The 20,480-nt window shown below is 40.9% G+C and carries 20 protein-coding genes; 8 read left to right on the top strand and 12 right to left on the bottom strand.

The genetic code is table 11. The features are described from left to right. Window positions 1–192: 192 nt before the first annotated feature. Together H140_RS0101405 and H140_RS0101400 are read left to right on the top strand one after the other, a co-directional pair. Window positions 193–1,548 (top strand): MFS transporter, encoded by a 1,356-nt coding sequence (locus H140_RS0101405; RefSeq protein ID WP_019671868.1) that lies wholly within the window; start codon window positions 193–195, stop codon window positions 1,546–1,548. Between the two features lie 209 nt (window positions 1,549–1,757). Then, the gene (locus H140_RS0101400) at window positions 1,758–2,690 is read left to right on the top strand and encodes a bile acid:sodium symporter family protein (RefSeq protein ID WP_019671867.1); all 933 of its coding nucleotides are present in this window, start codon (window positions 1,758–1,760) and stop codon (window positions 2,688–2,690) included. Window positions 2,691–2,832: 142 nt separating this feature from the next. Here the strand turns inward: H140_RS0101400 and ffh are convergent, their stop codons facing one another. Then, window positions 2,833–4,371, bottom strand: coding sequence for a signal recognition particle protein (gene ffh, locus H140_RS0101395; RefSeq protein WP_019671866.1), 1,539 nt, complete (start codon window positions 4,369–4,371; stop codon window positions 2,833–2,835). Between the two features lie 440 nt (window positions 4,372–4,811). On the opposite strand from ffh, the gene H140_RS0101390 reads away from it, so the two are divergent. From H140_RS0101390 to rpmG, 4 genes are all read left to right on the top strand, one after another. Continuing rightward, window positions 4,812–5,609, top strand: a complete 798-nt coding sequence (locus tag H140_RS0101390) for a cytochrome C assembly family protein (RefSeq protein ID WP_026348729.1) — start codon at window positions 4,812–4,814, stop codon at window positions 5,607–5,609. Window positions 5,610–5,790: 181 nt separating this feature from the next. Further along, window positions 5,791–6,150 (top strand): endonuclease domain-containing protein, encoded by a 360-nt coding sequence (locus tag H140_RS0101385; RefSeq protein ID WP_019671864.1) that lies wholly within the window; start codon window positions 5,791–5,793, stop codon window positions 6,148–6,150. Between the two features lie 517 nt (window positions 6,151–6,667). Then, window positions 6,668–6,904 (top strand): 50S ribosomal protein L28, encoded by a 237-nt coding sequence (gene rpmB / locus H140_RS0101380; protein WP_019671863.1) that lies wholly within the window; start codon window positions 6,668–6,670, stop codon window positions 6,902–6,904. 80 nt (window positions 6,905–6,984) lie between these two features. Next, window positions 6,985–7,140, top strand: a complete 156-nt coding sequence (rpmG, locus tag H140_RS0101375) for a 50S ribosomal protein L33 (protein ID WP_019671862.1) — start codon at window positions 6,985–6,987, stop codon at window positions 7,138–7,140. Between the two features lie 358 nt (window positions 7,141–7,498). Here rpmG and H140_RS0101370 read toward each other — a convergent pair whose 3' ends face one another. The 7 genes from H140_RS0101370 to aqpZ all read right to left on the bottom strand — a co-directional run bounded on the left by H140_RS0101370 (window position 7,499) and on the right by aqpZ (window position 13,568). Beyond that, a complete protein-coding gene (locus H140_RS0101370) occupies window positions 7,499–7,831 on the bottom strand; it encodes a hypothetical protein (RefSeq protein ID WP_019671861.1) in 333 nt (110 codons plus the stop codon). A gap of 305 nt (window positions 7,832–8,136) precedes the next feature. Further along, a complete protein-coding gene (locus H140_RS0101365) occupies window positions 8,137–8,448 on the bottom strand; it encodes a hypothetical protein (protein ID WP_019671860.1) in 312 nt (103 codons plus the stop codon). 50 nt (window positions 8,449–8,498) lie between these two features. Next, window positions 8,499–8,834: a hypothetical protein gene (locus H140_RS0101360; protein WP_019671859.1), complete on the bottom strand. Its 336-nt coding sequence runs from the start codon at window positions 8,832–8,834 to the stop codon at window positions 8,499–8,501. An 18-nt stretch (window positions 8,835–8,852) separates the two neighbouring features. Further along, the gene (gene rpe / locus H140_RS0101355; RefSeq protein WP_019671858.1) at window positions 8,853–9,563 is read right to left on the bottom strand and encodes a ribulose-phosphate 3-epimerase; all 711 of its coding nucleotides are present in this window, start codon (window positions 9,561–9,563) and stop codon (window positions 8,853–8,855) included. A gap of 92 nt (window positions 9,564–9,655) precedes the next feature. Beyond that, on the bottom strand, window positions 9,656–10,519 hold the full coding sequence (gene fghA, locus H140_RS0101350) for an S-formylglutathione hydrolase (RefSeq protein ID WP_019671857.1): 864 nt from the start codon (window positions 10,517–10,519) through the stop codon (window positions 9,656–9,658). 232 nt (window positions 10,520–10,751) lie between these two features. Further along, window positions 10,752–12,506, bottom strand: coding sequence for an AMP-binding protein (locus H140_RS0101345; RefSeq protein ID WP_019671856.1), 1,755 nt, complete (start codon window positions 12,504–12,506; stop codon window positions 10,752–10,754). Window positions 12,507–12,806: 300 nt separating this feature from the next. Continuing rightward, entirely contained in the window at window positions 12,807–13,568 is a 762-nt protein-coding gene (gene aqpZ / locus H140_RS0101340; RefSeq protein ID WP_019671855.1) for an aquaporin Z, read from the bottom strand. Window positions 13,569–13,935: 367 nt separating this feature from the next. On the opposite strand from aqpZ, the gene H140_RS0101335 reads away from it, so the two are divergent. Then, window positions 13,936–14,538 carry a DUF924 family protein gene (locus H140_RS0101335; RefSeq protein ID WP_019671854.1) on the top strand — a complete coding sequence of 201 codons (603 nt, stop codon included), beginning with the start codon at window positions 13,936–13,938 and terminating at the stop codon, window positions 14,536–14,538. A 62-nt stretch (window positions 14,539–14,600) separates the two neighbouring features. On the opposite strand, the gene pncB is transcribed toward H140_RS0101335, so the two are convergent. Together pncB and H140_RS0101325 are read right to left on the bottom strand one after the other, a co-directional pair. Then, the gene (pncB, locus tag H140_RS0101330; protein ID WP_019671853.1) at window positions 14,601–15,812 is read right to left on the bottom strand and encodes a nicotinate phosphoribosyltransferase; all 1,212 of its coding nucleotides are present in this window, start codon (window positions 15,810–15,812) and stop codon (window positions 14,601–14,603) included. A 259-nt stretch (window positions 15,813–16,071) separates the two neighbouring features. Continuing rightward, on the bottom strand, window positions 16,072–16,629 hold the full coding sequence (locus H140_RS0101325) for an NADPH-dependent FMN reductase (protein ID WP_019671852.1): 558 nt from the start codon (window positions 16,627–16,629) through the stop codon (window positions 16,072–16,074). A gap of 413 nt (window positions 16,630–17,042) precedes the next feature. Between H140_RS0101325 and H140_RS0101320 the strand changes: the two genes are divergently transcribed. After that, window positions 17,043–17,915, top strand: coding sequence for an ATP-binding protein (locus tag H140_RS0101320; protein ID WP_026348726.1), 873 nt, complete (start codon window positions 17,043–17,045; stop codon window positions 17,913–17,915). A 3-nt stretch (window positions 17,916–17,918) separates the two neighbouring features. Here H140_RS0101320 and H140_RS0101315 read toward each other — a convergent pair whose 3' ends face one another. After that, entirely contained in the window at window positions 17,919–18,992 is a 1,074-nt protein-coding gene (locus tag H140_RS0101315) for a ribonuclease Z (RefSeq protein WP_019671850.1), read from the bottom strand. Window positions 18,993–19,137: 145 nt separating this feature from the next. Further along, window positions 19,138–20,427 (bottom strand): adenylosuccinate synthase, encoded by a 1,290-nt coding sequence (locus H140_RS0101310; protein WP_019671849.1) that lies wholly within the window; start codon window positions 20,425–20,427, stop codon window positions 19,138–19,140. Window positions 20,428–20,480 lie beyond the last annotated feature (53 nt).

Here is a 20,480-nt window from a genome sequence, read left to right as displayed (position 1 = left end):
AGCCAATTGCTGATGATTTATCCACAAACTATAAAGATATATACTCAATTCAAAATAAAAAATAATTTTAAGTATTTTGTCATTAAATAGCTGTATACTAAAAATTACACTTGTTAACTTTTAGATAAACTAAAACATAAGCTCCATATACAATTTATAAAATACTTCTTCTCCTCCTTAAAAAAGGTTGTTATGACAAAAGCTGCTTTCCCTAATAATAATACCGGTAATCGAAGTGAGTCTTACTTAAGTAAGATAAATTTTAATTATCAAATTATTTTTGTTTGCTTGAGCTATGCGCTAGCAGCTTTTGACTTTTTAATCTACTTACATATTGCAGACGTCATAAGTTCCGTATTTTTTCCAAGTAGTGATAATGCGCTGGTCACCCAATTAAAAATAATTGGCTTGATGAGCGTTGGTTTTTTATCTAGGCCTCTAGGTGCAATTCTTATAGGTCGTTACGGAGATATAAAAGGCCGTAAGCCAGCATTTTTGATTAGTATCGGCTTACTGTCTGCAACTACCCTACTGACTGCTTTCTTACCCACTTATGCACAAGTAGGCATAATTGCCCCAATACTGTTTGTGTTTATTCGTATGCTACAAGGTATCGCTTTTGGGGCTCATGCTCCTCTGAGTTGGGTATTTGTAGCAGAACATACCAAACAAACTAAGCTTGCCACTTACTGTAGTTTGGCAGTGGCAGGGGGAATATTTGGCTCAGTAATTTCAGTGATTTTTGCTAAAGTATTGGTTGGTACTTTCGAGTTACAAGCTTTACTCGATTATGGTTGGCGTATTCCAGCTGTAATGGGGGGAGTGATGAGTGGTTTAATTCTGTTAATGTGGCATCATGTCAGAGAAACCCCTGTATATGTCAATCATCAAAAAAAGCTACAGGATAACCCTGACCTTTTAACGGTTAATTCTTTTAGCAATATAGCCTCTGCAACGTTTTTATCCTGTGCAATCTCATTTGTCAGAGCAAGCTTAATCATGGTGGTAATGATATTACTACCAAAGTTAATTGCTTTGAAGTTCTATACGCAACCGAATTTCGCAACATTTGCAAGCCTGTTTGCATTAGTAACACAGATTGTTGGTTGTATATTTTATGGCATCTTAGCCGATAAAATAGGCACAGCAAAAACCTTTATGTTAGCGTCACTGGCCTTAACACTTCAGGTATGGATATTTTATGCCTATCTTATCAACGGTGAAGGGGTGTTTACGCTAGCCATGTATGGTTTAGTAGGGTTCTGCACAGGGATGATAGGCTTGTGTACCGCTATCTTTGTCCAGCTATTCCCAACTAATATCCGTCTGTTATCAGTTTCGGTAACTTATAATTGTATTTCAGCTTTGCTAGGCGCTGCTCTACCTTTTCTTCTATTTAAATTAACCGATTATGTTAGTTTTGCTCCTGCTATATACCTTTCTATTATAGGTATTACTGCACTTATCATTGGTTGGCATTTGGTTCATCGCGAAACTTTCGGTGAGTTATATAAGTCAAATACTAAAGAAAAAAGATATACCTTATAGGGGGGCTTGAATGACTTAAATTTATACATATCATTACTGGCATATTTGAAAGATGGCAAATCCCACAGATAATAAAACTCCTAAATCCGACACATAACTGTTGGTTTGGTTAATTGAAATATAATTAACTTTTATGATTCTCATTAAGTGTATATGATACTTTTATACTTCTAATTAGAATCTATTAACCAAAGGACAGGAGTTAGTACATGCAAGCAATAGTCAAAGCCTCACAATGGATAGGAAAAACGTTTGCCATATGGGCATTGGTAAGCGCTATATTAGGGTTTATTTTTCCTGAATTTTTTGCTTCATTATCTAAGTTTATTGTGCCTATACTTGGCATAATTATGTTTGGAATGGGAATTACGCTGAAAACATCTGACTTTGCTGAAATAGTAAAGCGTCCTAAATTGGTAGTGGTTGGACTATTAGCCCAGTTTACCCTAATGCCGTTAATTGCCTATTTACTGACGGTAATATTCCATCTTGATCCCCTAGTTGCCGTTGGTTTGATATTAGTAGGTTGTTGTCCTGGTGGCACTTCTAGCAATGTTATTACTTTTTTAGCCAAAGGAGATGTGGCATTAAGTGTCTCCATTACAGCAATTTCAACTTTACTTGCCCCCATACTCACTCCTATTCTACTTAAAGTATTTGCCGGACAATTAATCGAAATAGACCTTGCCAGCATGATGATATCCATCACCAAAATGGTCATTATTCCCATCATACTAGGTCTATTATTCAATAAGCTATTGGGTAAAAAAGTTCAAATTGCCAACGATATCTTACCCATAGTCTCAGTGGTTGGTATTGCCATAATCATAGCTGCAGTGGTTGCTGCCTCTAGAGAAACTATTCTAACCAGTGGCGTGTTGGTGTTTATCGTAGTGGCCCTACACAACTGTATCGGTTATACCTTGGGTTATTTGATTGCTCGTATTAGCGGCTTTAGTGAAGCTCAGCGCCGTGCGATTATGGTTGAGGTGGGTATGCAAAACTCTGGATTGGGTGCGGCTCTGGCTGCTACTTACTTTAATCCTGCCGCCAGTTTACCGAGTGCGGTATTTAGTGTTTGGCATAACTTCAGCGGAGCACTGGTTGCGAACTTCTTTGTAGGCAGAGATAAAGCAAAGTAAATTGAACTGCTAGGAAGAAATATTTATAAGAGTTATACTCAGTAATTGATTATGGTTTAGTTAAACTAAAAAAGCTAAGCCAGTGTCTGGCTTAGCTTTTTGTTTTTATAACCTATCAATATTCAATATTTATCGGTTTAGATTAAAAACGCTTCTTAAAATCAGGTGGCAGCTGTTTTTCCAAATCTTTCATTTGGCGCTCCATATCTTCTTTGCTAGGCATATTGTTTGGATCTAAACCAAATGGAGGCATAGCACCAGCACCTTTTTTGCCAGCAGGTTTAGCACCACCACCAAACAGTGGACCACCGCCACCTGCGCCGCCCCCCATACCAGTTAGGCTTTGGACTGCTTTCATCATTTTGCCCAAACCTTCTGGCTTAGACAACATTTTCATCATTTTTGCCATTTGCTTATGCTGTTTAAGCAGACGGTTAATGTCTTGAACCTGTTTACCAGAGCCAGCGGCAATACGGCGCTTACGGCTTGGGTTAATCTTATCTGGGTTTTTGCGCTCATAAGGGGTCATCGAGTTGATCAGCGCTTCCATCTCTTTTACTTTTTCTTCTGGCTTAGCTTCTTCTAGTGCCTCTTTGACACCTGCACCACTCATGCCTGGCATCTTATCTAAGAAGCCAGCCATGCCGCCCATATTTTTCATTTGTTGGAACTGGGTTAGCAAATCCTCAAGGTCAAAATCACCGCCTTTTTGGATTTTTTTCGCCATTTTTTCGGCTTTATCGCGGTCAATCTTTTGCTCGACTTCTTCAACCAAACTTAAGACGTCACCCATGCCCAAGATACGTTGCGCAATACGCTCAGGATGGAACGGCTCAAGTGCATCAAGCTTCTCACCACGGCCTAAGAATTTAATCGGCTTCTCTGTAATGGCACGTACCGATAGCGCAGCACCACCACGCGCATCACCGTCAGTCTTGGTCAAGATGACACCGGTTAAAGGCAAGGCGTCATTAAAGGCTTTGGCAGTGTTGGCCGCATCTTGACCGGTCATCGAGTCAACAACGAACAGAGTTTCTGACGGATTGGCAGCAGCGGTTAGCGCCTTAATCTCATCCATCATCTCTTCATCGATATGTAGGCGACCAGCGGTATCGATGATCAAGATATCTTGATATTGAATTTTAGCTTCTTCAATGGCTCGTTTGGCAATATCGATTGGATTTTCGTCTGTGCTTGAGTTGACAAACTTAGCGTTGACCTGACCTGCTACCTGCTCTAGCTGCTTGATTGCAGCAGGGCGATAGACGTCAGCTGAGACCAACATGACCTTCTTTTTGTGACGCTCTTGCAAGTACTTAGCAAGCTTACCAGCAGTGGTCGTCTTACCTGCACCTTGCAAACCAGCGAGTAAATAGACAATCGGCGGCTTACCTGTCATTTCAAGCTGCTGATTGGCACTGCCCATCATTTCTGTTAGTTCGTCATAGACGATTTTGACGAAGGCTTGACCTGGTGCCAATTCTTTTAGTACTTCTTGACCCAGCGCCTTTTCTTTAACACGCTTCACAAAGTCACGAGTGATCGGTAACGCCACATCGGCTTCAAGCAGTGCCATACGCACTTCACGCAACGTATCTTTAATATTATCTTCGGTTAATTGACCTGTGCCTGAAATCTTACGCAGGCTGCCAGAAAGTCGTTCGGTTAAAGTATCAAACATAAAGGCTTCTCAATCTTTCGTTAGTTAGTTAATTAAATGAGTTGGTTAATTAAATCGGTTGTCCGTAGACAATGTCAAGTCCGCTATTATCGCTCTACACAAAATGATAAAGCTTAAATATCACATAAGCATCAATAACAATCGCAAATAAGAGTCATTCTATGTTAAATTAGCATCTTAGGCTTTTATTGTCTGTGATTTTACCATCGCTAGTGCTGTCGCTGTTCTATCTATTACACTGTTTTATCTATCAGTAGGCAGTATTGCTAAACGTTGATAAAAAACGATTTTTGACAGATTAGAGACTGACTGTCCATAAGTATCTTTTAACTCTAGCAGCACACAAGCCTATCACAGGTCAAGATTAGCTTTACAGAATAGCATATCAGACATTATACGGCCTAATCTGTTAACTCGATTTATTTGGGGATCAAATCACCGTGTTGCTCGCATACCTCATCGCACTGATCGCTTACGCCCTGGTTAGCTTTCATCTTATCTGGGCACTACTTAGGATGAAGCCCATTGCCAAGGGCTTCACTATTGGCATGCTATTGGTCGCTTTAGTCGCCCATGCTATCTGTTTATATCCAAATATCTATACCTTGTATGGCCTTAATTTTAACCTATTTAACACAGCCAGCCTGATTTGTTTTTATTTTACCCTATTTTATGTCATGTTTAGCTTTTACCGCCCTGTATTAAGCCTCGGTATTTTTGCGACACCTTTAGCCATGATTGGATTAAGCCTTGGTTACTTTGGCATCGCTCCTTATGCGCCATTGCCAGATATCAGCGCTGGTCTTGAGCTGCATATTATATTATCCATTGCCGCTTACTGTATGCTGTTGATGGCAGCGTTGCAAGCGCTTATTGTCCGGTTTCAGATTCGAGAGCTCAAACGTAAATCCAATCACCGAGTCTGGGTTGATAAACTACCATCTCTGCAAAGTATGGAATCGCTGTTATTTGATATGATTTTGGTTGGATTTACTATCCTAACGATTGCACTGGCAGTTGGATTTGTTTATGTCAATGATCTATTGGGGCAGCACATCGTTCATAAGACAGTATTTAGCGTTATTTCTTGGCTGTTATTTGGTGCGCTATTGGTCGGTCACTGGAAATATGGCTGGCGTGGTCGCCGAGCAGCGAACATGACTATTTTGGCATTTATCTTATTGGCAATCGGCTTTATCGGTAGTAAGTTCGTACTTGAGATGCTCATAGCAGGCTAGTTAATGCTTAACAAAACCCTCTGGCTAACAAGCTAACAACAAAAATCCATCCCCAACCCTTCCTTTGGAAAAGGAAGGGAGCTATCTTGCGAAGTATATGCAAAGGTCGCAAGTCCCCCTTATCAGAATTTAGGGGTATTTTATGCTCACAAGACCAGACTTAGCTTAAAAAAGGATTTTTATGCCAAAGTACAATAATAATTTAAAACTGCCAGCACGGACATTACGTAGTAATCAAACTGATGCTGAGCGCCTATTGTGGTCAAAACTACGTAAAAAACAAATAGCAAAGGCACAGTTTTATCGCCAACGTCCAATACTTAATTTTATTGTTGACTTTTACTGCCCATCCGCCAAACTGATCATAGAATGTGATGGCCATCAACACTACACAAAACAAGGGTTAGAAGCAGATATTAACCGAGATAATTGTTTACAAGATATCGGCTTGTTAACGCTACGATATAAAAATAAGCGAATATTGACACAGACCATTGATGTCATTAGTCATATTGAGAGTGTTATACGCAGTCGCTTGTAAAAAAACCACCTCCAACCATGCAATAATCTTCAAAGATTACAAGTTCCCCTTTTCAAAGGGGGATTTTTGATTTAGCCAAGCAAGATAGTAGAAGAAGTTAGAACTGCCTTCATTGGCTAGCTGGTGCTGTAGCTGTAGCCTATAATTAACATCTCAATTAAAAAACAACCCATTTTTAGCGGTCGCTGTGGGCTAAGTTGTGAGCTTTGTTATTATTTATCGGTTTTTACTTAACGTTTGCGCTAAGTTGTGCGATAATAGCGGGATAATTGATTTGAAAAAATACCATTTCTGTGGTATAAATACGCCCTTAAAAATTTTATCATGGTTCCCCTTTATTTGTTGTGGCGATTAAAGGGCTGGCCAATAATTTTCTGTTAACATTTTATTCAAGTTTCAGTCCTATGTGTCCATAACCGCATTGTGATTCGTTATCTTGAGTAGTTAAGGCAATCTATTATTCTGGCATGATTTACATGCCACAACTGATGCCTTACAACTTTATTAGGAGTCCGTCATGTCTCGAGTATGTCAAGTGACAGGAAAGCGCCCTCAGGTGGGTAACAATGTTTCGCATGCGCTGAACAGAACCCGTCGTCGCTTTTTACCAAATCTACATAACCATCGTTTTTGGGTAGAGTCAGAAAACCGTTTTGTCCGTCTTCGCGTTTCTACTAAAGGTTTGCGTATTATTGATAAGCATGGCATTGATAAAGTGCTTGCTGATTTACGTGCCAAAGGTGAAAAAGTATAGTCATCTAATCGGCTAACAAGATGGCTGTCATTCATTAATTATTACAGCCTCTTACTTTTATAATTTAATAGGAAAGCATCATGAGAGACAAGATCAAGTTGGTATCTACTGCAGGTACTGGTTACTTCTACACCACTACCAAAAACAAACGTACTATGCCTGGCAAAATGGAGATCAAAAAGTTTGATCCTAAAGTACGCAAGCATGTAATCTTCAAAGAAGCTAAAATCAAGTAATTTATTACTGAGTAAGCGTATCGCTTATTCACTTTAAAAGCTTATTAATTTTAGAAGCTTTTTGGTTTTAGAACAAAGAAAGAGGCCGGTTATCAGTGATAACCAGCCTCTTTCTTTTTGTTTGCTGATTTTTTATTAGATTAGCTGTTAGATTTAATACCAAATCTAAAAATTAAGCTATCGAGGAAAACGAGTACAAACGCTACATACAGTAGGTTCAACGAGTTTGACAAAGATAGGTTGTTTTTTAGAAAAGGTATAACTTAATTAGCAGTCACTATTGACTATTACCAAAGTAACTAATAAAGTTTAGAAGCTAATAAAATTTAGTAGCTAATAAAGTTTAGCTCAAAAAATTCTAGCTAAAGTGCTCTGGCTCTTCATCAAAGACATTGGCATGCCAGAGACTGACTTGACGCTGCATTACTTCTTGGATAGCAGCATGAATCATCTTATGTCCAATGAATTGGGCATCACTACCTAGTATGTCTTTTACTTTACTTGAAAAATCAATAGTAACTAGCGGCTCATCTGTATCCGCTGCATCACGTAGTACAATTTGACCTTGATCATTTTCAACCAGCTCAAGCACAGTCTCTTGTACAAATCCCGAGCTTTGACGCGTACGGCGCTCACTGGTTTCTGTGTCCATTTCAGTGTCAAACTTATCTTTTTTAGAATCAAACACCATACTTATTTTACCTCGAATTGGCTTGTGTATCTATTACAATGGACGCTTTGATGCTTAATTTCAAGCCTGAATTGTTGCAATGAGTTGCAACAACTTACTACAACAAAATATTAGGACTTACGCAAAAATACGGTTTCAAGGCTTTAAAAGCGACTGGTTATTATTTATGGAGCGTCTGACTCTACCTTCAGAGGATTCATAAATGATTTGCAGTTGCCATTATATCCACTCGTGCGTAAGTCCTAAATATATTGCTAAAAAAACCGAATATAAGCAAGCGCTAAAAAAACAATTTAGCGATTGATTTAGCGCCAATAACGCAATTTGGCAAGGGTAAAAAGCAATGCCACAAACATACCTAAATAATAAGCGTTCTTTAGCTCAAAGCTTGGATCTCGATATTTAAACGGTACCGCCACCACAGCAGTGGCGCAAGGAAAAATAATCAGCATCAACAGCCATTGCTCAAAGACAGCCAGCCAGCCTTGCCAACCTGGGGCGTGACGTAAGCCAGACAACCCCATCAGTAAACAAGCAATGACTAACGCTTTAATTAAGCCTTTAGGGATATTTTGTGGATACGGATAATAAAATGAATGGCGATCAAATAGGGACAAATTGGTTCCTTTTTTAGTTGTAGCAACAGGCTGCTGTTAACGTAACGAAACTAGCTGTATGCACCCATAAACCACAGCATGGTGACACAAGAAATTAGCCAGCCTAGGGTTAACGCATTACGGCGTTGGATGTGCATGCCTTTGACTTTATTCATAATAACTGAACCCAGCCAAAAGCCGACAGGGATAACGACCACAAACAAAGGCACTAACACTGACGCATGACGGATAACATCCGCCAACGGATCACCAGCCAGTAAGCGAAACACATAACCTGCCAAGCTTAACACCAATGCAAACAGAGCCAAGCCAATGGTGACGCCTTTGGGAATTAAGCTTGGCGAGTTTTTTGGGCTTGCCTGTTGCTCTAAATTATTATTACTCATAACATCACTTATTATCGACTAAACTTGGGTTGCACCCACAAGGCTTAACTCATGGCGCATCGCATCAATGGCCTGCTTGTAATCTGGCTGATTAAAAATAGCGGAACCAGCGACAAACATATCCGCGCCCGCTTCGGCAATGGCTTTGATATTATTGGCTTTGACACCGCCATCGACTTCCAAACGGATGTCTCGACCGCTGGCATCAATGCGCTGACGCACTTGCCTGACTTTCTCAAGTGTACCGTCAATAAAGGACTGACCGCCAAAGCCTGGGTTCACACTCATCAGTAAGATTTGATCAACCTTATCCATTACATAATCAAGATGGTGCAAAGGCGTGGCTGGATTTAATACCAAGCCACACTCAGCGCCACCATCTTTGATCATCTGCAAGGAACGATCCACATGCAAGCTGGCCTCTGGATGAAAGGTAATAATACTCGCACCAGCTTCTAAAAACTGCTCAATCATGCTATCGACTGGCGTTACCATCAAATGCACGTCAATAGGTGCCTCAATGCCATAATCGCGCAATGCCTTACATATCATGCTACCAAAAGTTAAATTGGGCACATAATGATTATCCATCACGTCAAAATGGATAACATCTGCTCCAGCAGCCAATACCGCATCCACCTCTTCACCTAGACGAGCAAAGTCGGCAGATAAAATAGAGGGAGCGATTAAGTAATTGGACTTGGTGGCTGCTTGCTGTGTACGGCTCATAGTCAAACTCTTTTTTTGATTTAAGTTTTGATTTAAAGGGATAAAGAACTAAGACTATTATAACAATTATCACAGCGGCTAAACGCTTTATCTTAACCTAAAGACATTGCCGCATTGTAATGGTGCTCGATATGATCTTCGATAACGGTTTGGACATAGTAATAGCCATGATCATAGCCAGCATGGTAACGCAAGGTTAACGGCTGCTCGACTTTCTGGCACACCTGTTGTAGCGTTTCTGGACGCAAATAACCTTGCAGATAAAAGTCATCAGCACCGCCTTGATCTACCAATATTGAAGGATACAGCTTGCCAGCATCCTCAACTGCTGTCACCGCGTCATACTGTGACCAAGCGCTATCACCTTGGTTAGAGTCAGCACCAAAGTACTCGGCAAAGGCAGCCTGCCCCCACTCTGATTCGCTTGCGACACACACAGGCGCAATCGCTGACACACTAACAAACTTGCCTGGATATTTAAAGCCAAACATCAGCGCCCCATGACCGCCCATAGAATGCCCAGTAATACCCACACTGCTAATTGCGAACTGCTCACGCAATAAATTATACAACTCATCTATGATATAGCTGTGCATATTAAAATGCTCTGACCAAGGTACTTGTGTTGCATCGACATAATAGCTAGCCCCTTGACCGACAAAGTAACGTTCATCATCAGCGATATCATCTCCTTTTGGAGAAGTGTCTGGCGCAATAAAAACCATCCCAAGCTCGCTGCATTTTTGCTGAGCATGAGCTTTGTGGGTAACGTTATCTGGGCTACAAGTTAAGCCAGATAAATACATAATCGCTGGACAACTGTTGCCAGCAAGCGCCTCATCGGGTAAATAAATACTAAAGCTCATCTCAGAATTGGTAGTGCTCGACTGATGAGTGTAATAGTGCTGCTCACCATTAAAGCAGCGATTTTTACTGGTCAGTGTTAATTTACTCATAACGCCTCCAAACTTATTAGGGTTGATGAAGTTCTAATTTGCACTTTCATTTACGATTCTAATTCTTTCATTTACGATTCTAATTATTGTTGCTTTAATTAACTCTCGTTGCCTTGATTTTAACATAGCCTTTAACTTTTAAATGTAAACCATCGTACACATTGGTATTAATAGTTTATGAACTGTAAACTTAGCCTTGAACATTACAACTATAAAGCTAAGTCAAAAAAAACTAAGCAACAATGCCTAACTCCTCCTTCATAGCCTCAACAATTTTAAACTTCTGTATTTTTCCAGTGACTGTCATCGGATAGTGCTCAACAAAACGAATATAGGTTGGAATTTTAAAGTGCGCTATCTGGTTATAGCAAAAGTCACGTACCTCTTGCTCGGTAAGTTGCTCTCCTTTATTCGGTATAATCCAAGCCGCCAATACCTCACCATAGTGCGCATCTGGTACCCCCACAATTTGCACATCGGCAATTTTAGGATGGGTGTATAAAAAGTTTTCGACCTCAATGGGATAAATATTTTCTCCACCTCGGATAATCATATCCTTACTACGACCAACAATAGTAATATAGCCCTCCTCATCCATTGTGCCTAAGTCTCCAGTATGCATCCAGCCATCCACCACAGCTTCTGCGGTCTTAACTGGATCGTTCCAATAACCTGCCATTACTGCATAACCCTTGGTTAATACCTCTCCAACCTCACCAATAGGTAAAGTGTCACCAGTACGAGGATCAACCACCTTAACCTCAAGATGTGGTTGCACTAAGCCCACCGTTGAGATGCGCTTTTCAAATGACGTTGTGGGCAAGGTTTGGGTCGATTTAGGACTGGTTTCTGTCATCCCATAAGCAATGGTTAATTGCTGCATATGCATATCATTGATAATGCGCTGCATTAACTCTCTTGGACAACTAGAGCCCCCAGAGACGCCTGTACGCAAGCTACTAACATCATATTGTGCAAAGTCAGGATGGTTTAAAATCGCCAAGAACATACTTGGTACTGCATGCAAAGCCGTACACTTTTCGGCATCTATGGCTTGCAACACCGCTAGCGGCTCAAAGCTAGTACTTGGATAAACCACAGCCGCAGCATGCATTAAAAAGGTCAAATTACCCAACACCATCGCAAAACAATGATACAGTGGCAACGGTAAGCATAGTTTATCTACTGGAGTTAAGCACAGAGTTTCACCCAAGTGATAAGCGTTATTTAATAAATTTTTGTGGGTTAATGTCGCACCTTTTGGCGTCCCTGTGGTACCACTAGTAAATTGAATATTAATCGGATCATCAGCAGTTAGTTGCCTCGCACGCTCTACCAGTTTTGGATCATTCGCGTCACCCTCGGCCATCCACTCTGAGAAGGGCTGCATAAAGCCAAAGTGTTCTGTACTATTGGGTGCATCTATCCAAATCACCCGCTTTAAATTGGGCAGTCCAATTAATTCTAAGCACTGATATTGTTGATGACAAATCTCTGGTGCCATCTGCTGAATCATTTGTACATAATCGCTGGTTTTAAAGTGACGCATAAATACCAGTACTTTGCAATCAACTTTATTTAACGCATATTGCAACTCTGAGATACGATAAGCTGGGTTAATATTAACCAAGATAATGCCCGCTTTTGCAGTTGCTAATTGCATTAATAGCCACTCAGCACTGTTGTGTGACCAAATGCCAACACGATCTCCCTTTTCAAGTCCCATATTAATCATACTACTTGCCAGCTGATTGGCTTGTTGCTGCAACTGTTGGTAGCTTAGGCGGATATTTTGATGACATGAGACCAAGGCCTCTTTATCAGAATAACGGTTGGCAATGCGATCAAAATAATCACCAATAGTCTCTTCGATTAGTGGTGATTCTTTAGGGCCGATATCATGACTTAGTAACAAAGGTGTATGGCGAGATGCAGCATTTGGATAGCGCTGCTGTAATAAATCTTGTAACTCTTGTGACATGGTCATCTCTTCCTTGAGTCTATGTATAATCTATCTATTAACCTTCCTGTTAATAGCACTTAATCTAAATTGAATACATCTGCAACTATTAATGAAACATTGTATCTCATTATAACCACAAGTTATTATAAGCATAAAGTAGGCTAAAAGAGAAGGCTATTACAACTACATACAAGGAGTTACACTCAACAAGAAAAAGTCAAGCAGTATGGATAAAAAAACCAGACCAACATATTGCCGATCTGGTTTGAGTAAGATATTACTCATATCAAAAGATAAATGACTTGATAAAAGCTGTCTTAAATTCTAACCAATCTTCTTCTCCATCGACACTCCACCTGTAATATCAGGACCCTCATGACCTAGCCAGGCATAAAGAGCACCACCAAGTGCCGCACCAAAAATAGGTGCTATCCAAAATAGCCACAGCTGCGACAGTGACTCGCCACCAACAAATAAAGCCACTGCTGTTGAACGAGCTGGATTAACAGAGGTATTAGTAATAGGAATACTGATTAAATGAATCAAAGTTAAGCCCAGACCAATGGCAATAGGTGCGAAGCCAATCGGAGCACGGTGATGGGTTGAGCCCATAATAATCAGCAAAAATACAGCGGTTAATACTACCTCAGCAATAAAAGCGGCAACCAAATTATAGCCGCCTGGCGAAAACTCTCCAAAGCCATTAGTAGCAAACGCCCCTGCGCTGGTAGCATCAATTGCAAATCCAGCTTGACCACTGGCAATCAAATAGATAATAAAAGCACCAAATGCACCACCAACTACTTGAGCAATAATATAGCCTGGTAATTCAGCAGCCGGGAAACGCTTACCGACCATAAGCCCAATACTAACAGCTGGGTTAAAGTGGCCACCTGAAATATGACCAAAGGCATAAGCCCCTGTCAATACCGTTAAACCGAAGGCCAGCGCAACCCCAACAAAGCCAATGCCTAAAGGGTTGCCATCGCCACCAAAGTTTGCAGCAAATACTGCACTACCACAACCGCCTAGTACTAACCACATAGTGCCTAAGAACTCAGCAGCGAGTTTTTTTGATTTTGTCATAATGTTTTTTCCTGATGAATTTTGACACGTTATTAATATCCATTCAAACTATCTTTATCTTCCCTTATCGGCTTGCATCAAATACTTACACCAGTTAATTTATACTAGGTAGCCATTTTAAACATGTGCTTTTGAAAGTTAAAACAATACCTCAAACGAGTCTATTACAAGTATTACGGACTGTATATAATTATTTACGGAACTAATAAATGCATTCTATACAGTCCCAGATAAAGCCCTTAGTATACCTTATTTTAAAGGTAATAAAATCCACTGTAATCTAGTACTTTTAACCCTGCAAATCATTACCTTTTGTTAAGTACCACATTATAATAAAAAAAGCGCATGATAAAAAAGAGGATATTCTATGTCACAACAAAATAACCAACATACAAACAAGCTATCCCCTCCAGCCTCAGTTCCAGTTACCACAGAAGCTCAGCAGGTTCTCGACTTTTGGTTTGATACGGCCAATCAACCTTATTGGTTTGCTAAAGAAGATTCCTTTGATGCTAAAATTAAAACTCAATTTGGTGAGACATTACAGGCTGCCACAGCGGGTGAGTGTGCGCATTGGCGCAACACAGTAGAAGGCGCATTGGCTGAGATTATCGTACTAGATCAGTTCTCACGTAATCTATATCGTAACTCTGCCCAAGCTTTTGCTCAAGATGGGATGGCTCTGGTATTAGCGCAGCAGATTATTCAACATCCTGACTACTCAAAGCTTAGTCAAAAGCAACAGATGTTTGCCATCATGCCTTTTATGCACTCTGAATCTGCCAAAATTCATGAGCAAGCCTTGATATTATTTGAACAGTTAGGCGATGCGACAGCACTAGACTTTGAGATTAGACACAAACAAATTATTGATAAATTTGGCCGCTATCCACACCGTAATGCCGTATTAGGACGCAAGTCAAGCACAGAAGAAGTTAAGTTTTTACAGCAACCCAATTCCTCATTCTAACATCACTCTAGTGTTTGATTGACAGTCTAGCGTCTTGCTCACAAATATTTTGCTGACAACAATTATTCATCAATTTCAAATACTTGACGTAAATACGCCAAATAAGTGTCATTTTGGATCATTGTTTTTCCGGGGCTATCAGATAACTTCGCTACTGGCTGTCCATTACACTCCACCAGCTTCAACACAATATTAAGCTGAGTTAGCCCCATATCATTGCTTAGATTGGTGCCTACCCCGAAGCTAGTTTGAATGCGATCTTTAAAATATTGATGTAGTTGCCATGCTTTATCTAGACTTAATCCATCACTAAAGGTCAAAATCTTAGTTTTTGGATCTATTTTTAATTTTTTATAATGTGCAATGGCCTTATCGCCCCATACATAAGGGTCACCACTGTCATGGCGTAAACCATCAAATAGTTTTGCAAAGTACAAATCAAAATCTCGTAAAAAAGCATCCATACCAACCACATCAGTTAAGGCGATACCCAAATCACCTCGATACTCATGTACCCAAGCTTCAAGGGCTGCTTTTTGAGAATCGCGCAGACGCACATCAAGCGCCTGAAATGCTTGCATAAACTCATGCGCCATCGTTCCAATCGGTGTTATTTTTAATTTTTTTGCCAAATACACATTGGAAGTACCACGCAGAATACTTGGTGCAGCTCGATGCAATGTCTCAACAACATGAGAATGCCAATTCTTACTAAAGCGTCGGCGAGTACCAAAATCAGCCACAATAAAAGGAGGCTGCCCTCTTTGCTGTTTTAACGTATATTCTTGCAACAATGCCACTTTATCTTGTAGCCTTGCTTCCCCTTCTTTTAATACTGCAGGAGTGGTTAACCGCCTATAATATAGCTCATTAACAATGGCTAATACAAAAATCTCAAAAAACATCGCCTGAATCATTGGGCCTTCAATATCTATACTCAGCCGATTTTTATGATCTATACTTACCTTAATATGGCGACGTTTTAACTTAAACAGCTCCAAATAATCAACAAAATCAGAGCGAATAAAGCGAAGACTACTTAAATAATCTAGCTCATCTTGGGTAAAGCTAAGCTGGCATAGATAATCTAATTGCGCCTCCAAGTCCTGCTTAATATCTGCCAACGGATATGCAGTATCTTTATAGTTGCGACAGCGAAAACGATAAACACCATGGGTGCTTGGAAATTGATGCAACATGGCTTGTAGCATAGTAAATTTGTACAAGTCATTATCTAATAGTGAGGTTATTATTGGCTGAGAAGATTGGGGCATAGCATTGCTCAACAGTTATTTATCTAAAAGTTTTTTAATATGGCTTGGAACTAGTATAGAATTGACAAGTAGAGTTAGGCGCTGTATAGAATTCATTTACGGAACTGACAGAGACTATATTTTAGGCAATGCACATTTTAGGCAATGCACATTAATAGGTTTCACACCTAGCGACTCTAAGTCAAAACCGCAAAACAAAAGCTACAAAGCCTAAAGCTAAAATGTGAAAATAAATGCGCTGTCAAGTCTAACTGTATCCTTAATCTTCTACAAACTCAACAAAAGCATCCACAAATTTTTGTAAATACTGTTGGGTGCGTTCACTGCTGACCTTGTTATCCTCACCTAAGGCATCGGTAGCATGACTCAAATATACTTCGGGGGCTAATAAAACTTGAGCTGCAAAAGGTAGCATGATTTTTCGTAAGTCAAAACCACAACTCCTACCACCATAGGTTCCAGGTGAAGCGGTCACAAAGGCCACCTTGATATTGTTGAGCACAGAGCCATCCTTTGGACGTGACAAAATATCCATCGCGTTTTTTAGTCCTCCTGGAATACTGCGATTATACTCAGGTGAAACAATCAACAAGGCATCCGCCTCTCCAACTTGGTTGCGAATACGAGTATAACTTTCTGGCGCTGTGTCCGTATCTATATCTTCATTGTACAAAGGCAGATCATCGATTTGACACTCAGTCACAGTCACATGCTCAGGCATTTGCGATACCATATATTCAGCAAAAGCTCGGTTGATAGACTCTTTGCGTAAACTACCTATAATTAAAGCGATATTTAAAGGTTTGTTGTCGCTCATAATAACTCCTTAATTGGTTTTTTAATTGTTAGCTCAGGGGCTGTTTTAAGTCATAAGCTATAAAACAGAATCTTATATCAATTTATATTACCAAAAGCTCGCATCAAACAATGATACAAAGCGTTATCAAGTTGTTGTTAGATTTTTAGGAAGGAAGGTAATACAAAAAGAGGTACGGTAAAAACTCACCAACCTTAGCTTAGGATCTGTAAGTACAATACCTACTTTTAGCATACTTAACTTTTCGTATGCTTGCTTTTATCATAAGCTTGCTTTTATCAAAGGTTACTGGCACTATTTTTGCTGTATTTTTTAATTTTAATGTGTGGATGGCGCTCTCAATGTCAAATGTTAATAAAAATAGCAATCAAATTAATGATATTAACGGTATTAACAATAGTACAGTGAATAACTTGAGCCTAGATAATGAGTTGGCAGAGTTGCTGCGAGACTATCTAAAGCAACAGATCACGCCAAAAGTCAAACTTGACCCCTATCAAGTCGCCTATCGCTGGATTGGTGGTCATCAAGGTCGATTAGAGCCGATAGCAGTGAGTTCTTTGCTGAGCTTAGATGACCTTATTGGCATTGACACCCAAAAGTCTAAAATTGTGCAAAATACTCGTCAATTTTTGGTAGGATATCCAGCTAACCATGTACTGATGACAGGCACTCGAGGTGCGGGAAAATCATCTTTAATTCGAGCGTTATTGAATGAGTTTCAAGCTGACGGTTTGCGTATGATCGAGGTGGCACGTGATGACTTACAAATGCTAGATAAGATTCGTCATGCGATTAGTGAGTTACCTACGAATGCAGGAGTTCGTTATATCGTTTATTGCGATGACTTGGCATTTAATGGGCAAGATGAGAATTATCGCACCCTAAAAAGTGTACTCGATGGCGCATTAGACTCTGAGCAAGATAAGCTGTTGGTGTATGCGACCAGTAATCGACGTCATTTGCTGCCACAGTTAATGAAAGATAATGTCAATATCTATGACGGCCAGACCGATGAGGTCAATCCGTATGAAACCATTGATGAAACGGTTTCTTTATCAGATCGCTTTGGGCTGTGGTTGTCTTTCTATCCGATGAATCAAGAGACTTATCTCAATATTGTGGCGCATTATTTACAAGCGCAAGATGTGACCTATGATGACACCGTACGTGGGCAGGCACTGATGTGGGCTTCCACTCGAGGTGGTCGCTCGGGGCGTGTGGCGTATCAGTTTGCAAGACACTGGGTCGGTCAACAGTTGCTAAATCAAGATAATTTAAATTAAACTCTAAACGGCTGGATGGTCACTGGCTTGTACTCCATCTGCACTGACCTCAAACTGCGCAAAATCACGTGCCAGCCATATATTGCCCTGATAAAACTGCTCAACTTCTTGACGAATATCAGCCATATTGGAAACCTTGCTATCTGGGTCATCATAAGGCTGATAACGGGCGCTAAAATGCGTTACGATTAAGTATGGCAAATTAACCGCTTGCGCAAACTGTGCCACACTTTTTGCGGTTGTGTGCATCGGGTCAAAGCCATCAGCACGCAAGGCAATTTTATCCGCCACCGCTTGAGTATAAGTGGCCTCATGAACCAGCAAGCTTGCACCCTGCACCGCTTGTTGTAATAACTCAGGACGGTTATTGTCACCAGCCACCACTAATTTAAGCTGCTGCTGTTTGCGCAGGGTAAAATCAACCGAAGCTAATCTTTGCCCTTCTTCGGTCACCACATCCCTCCCTGCTTGCAGTTGCCCCCAAATTGGACTCGGCTCGATACCAGAGGCCAGCAATTTATCTTTATCTAGCGCAATGGTTTTGACATATTGAGTTAGACTAAAGCCGTAAGAATCAACACGATGCGACAGCTTGGTCACCTCAATTTGAAGCTGATGAGTGGCTGATAAATCTAGTAATACAGGCTGATTAGACTCACCTGTTTCAGCAACCAGAGTCTCAGTGGCAATATAATTGATTGTATATGACAAATACAGCTCGGTGGTTTGCTGTATCACACTCATAAACTGCTCAATAGCTTTCGGAGCAATAATAGTCAACGGCTCAGTACGTCCGACCATTGCCAGACTGGCCAGAAGCCCTGGCAGACCATAACAATGATCACCGTGCACATGGGTAATACAAATCGCTGCCAACTGCTGACCGCTCAGCTTGGTATGTAACAGCTGATGCTGAGTTGCTTCGCCACAATCGATTAACAGCCAAGGCTTTTTGCTGCCGCTTTGCTGGCTACGCTTGGAAGCAAAGGGATTGATGCATTCAACCGCCAACGCCGTCACATTACGGTGCTTGGTGGGAATACCGGCTGAGGTGCCTAAAAAGGTCAGTTGCAACATAGGTTTGTCACCTGTTGAGTATGAATATAAGCCTCAAAAAAACTTATAAAAAAACCCTAGGTCATCTAGCCTAGGGTTTTGGCTTTTATTTATCAATAAAAACTAGCTTGAATGAATCAAACACTTATCCAATCAGCCAAGCAGATTAAGCATCATACGGGTCACGCAATACGATGGTTTCATCACGATCTGGACCGGTAGAAATAATGTCTACTGGGCAGTCGATTAACTGCTCAATGCGCTTGATATACGCTTTGGCTTCTTCTGGTAAATCGTCATATTTAGTGATACCAACGGTTGAGCCTTTCCAGCCTGGTAATGTTTCGTACTTAGGCGTGACGGTTTCGTAAAACTCGCCATCATGGGCAGCTGCTACCTCTGACTCAGGGATGTCATAGCCGACACCAATACGAATTTCGTCTAGACCATCAAGAACATCCAGCTTGGTCAGACAAATACCAGATAGGGAGTTTAATACCACAGCGCGGCGTAACGCTTCAGCGTCAAACCACCCACAGCGACGAGCACGGCCTGTGGTCGCACCAAACTCATGACCGACTTTGGCCAAGTGTGCACCGACATCATCAAATAGCTCGGTTGGGAATGGGCCGCTACCGACACGTGTGGTGTAAGCTTTGGTAATACCAAGCACATAGTCTAGGTATAAAGGGCCAATACCTGTACCCGTAGACACCCCACCAGCGGTCACGCTAGAGCTGGTCACAAACGGATACGTACCATGATCGATATCCAGTAATGTACCTTGAGCACCCTCAAACATCAAGTTTTTGCCAGCCAAGCGCAACTGATTTAGCTCTTCAGTCACATCAGACACCAAGTCTTTTAGCTCATCACGCCACTGTTGGCATAACGCAAACGTCTCATCAAAGTCGATGCCGTCTACTTTGTAGTACTGAGTTAACTGGAAGTTATGATAGTCGATTAAGTTACGTAACTTCTCCTCTAAGTCATCACGGAATAAGTCGGCAAGCTTAATCGCACGGCGTGCCACTTTATCTTCATAAGCTGGGCCAATACCACGACCTGTTGTGCCAATTTTTCCTGTGCCACGTTTTGCTTCACGTGCTTGGTCTAGTGCGATATGGTAAGGTAAGATCAATGGACAATTTGGTGAGATTCTTAGGCGCTCACGCACTGGCACCCTGTTATCTTCAAGCTCTTTCATTTCTACCAATAAGGCTTCAGGTGACAGCACCACGCCATTACCAATAAAGCAAGTCACATCATCACGCAAAATACCTGATGGAATTAAATGTAGAACCGTTTTTTTGCCATCAACCACGAGCGTATGACCCGCATTATGACCGCCTTGAAAGCGAGCAACAGCAGATGCTTTTTCGGTGAGCAAGTCAACAATCTTGCCTTTACCTTCATCGCCCCATTGGCTACCTAGTACTACGACATTCTTTCCCATAACAAATCCTTAACCACTTGTATTGAACTGTAAAAGTTAAATTGCGTCATTGG

The organism is Psychrobacter lutiphocae DSM 21542, from assembly GCF_000382145.1.
GTDB classification, from domain to species: domain Bacteria; phylum Pseudomonadota; class Gammaproteobacteria; order Pseudomonadales; family Moraxellaceae; genus Psychrobacter; species Psychrobacter lutiphocae.
This window is presented reverse-complemented; position numbering and strand designations above follow the sequence as displayed.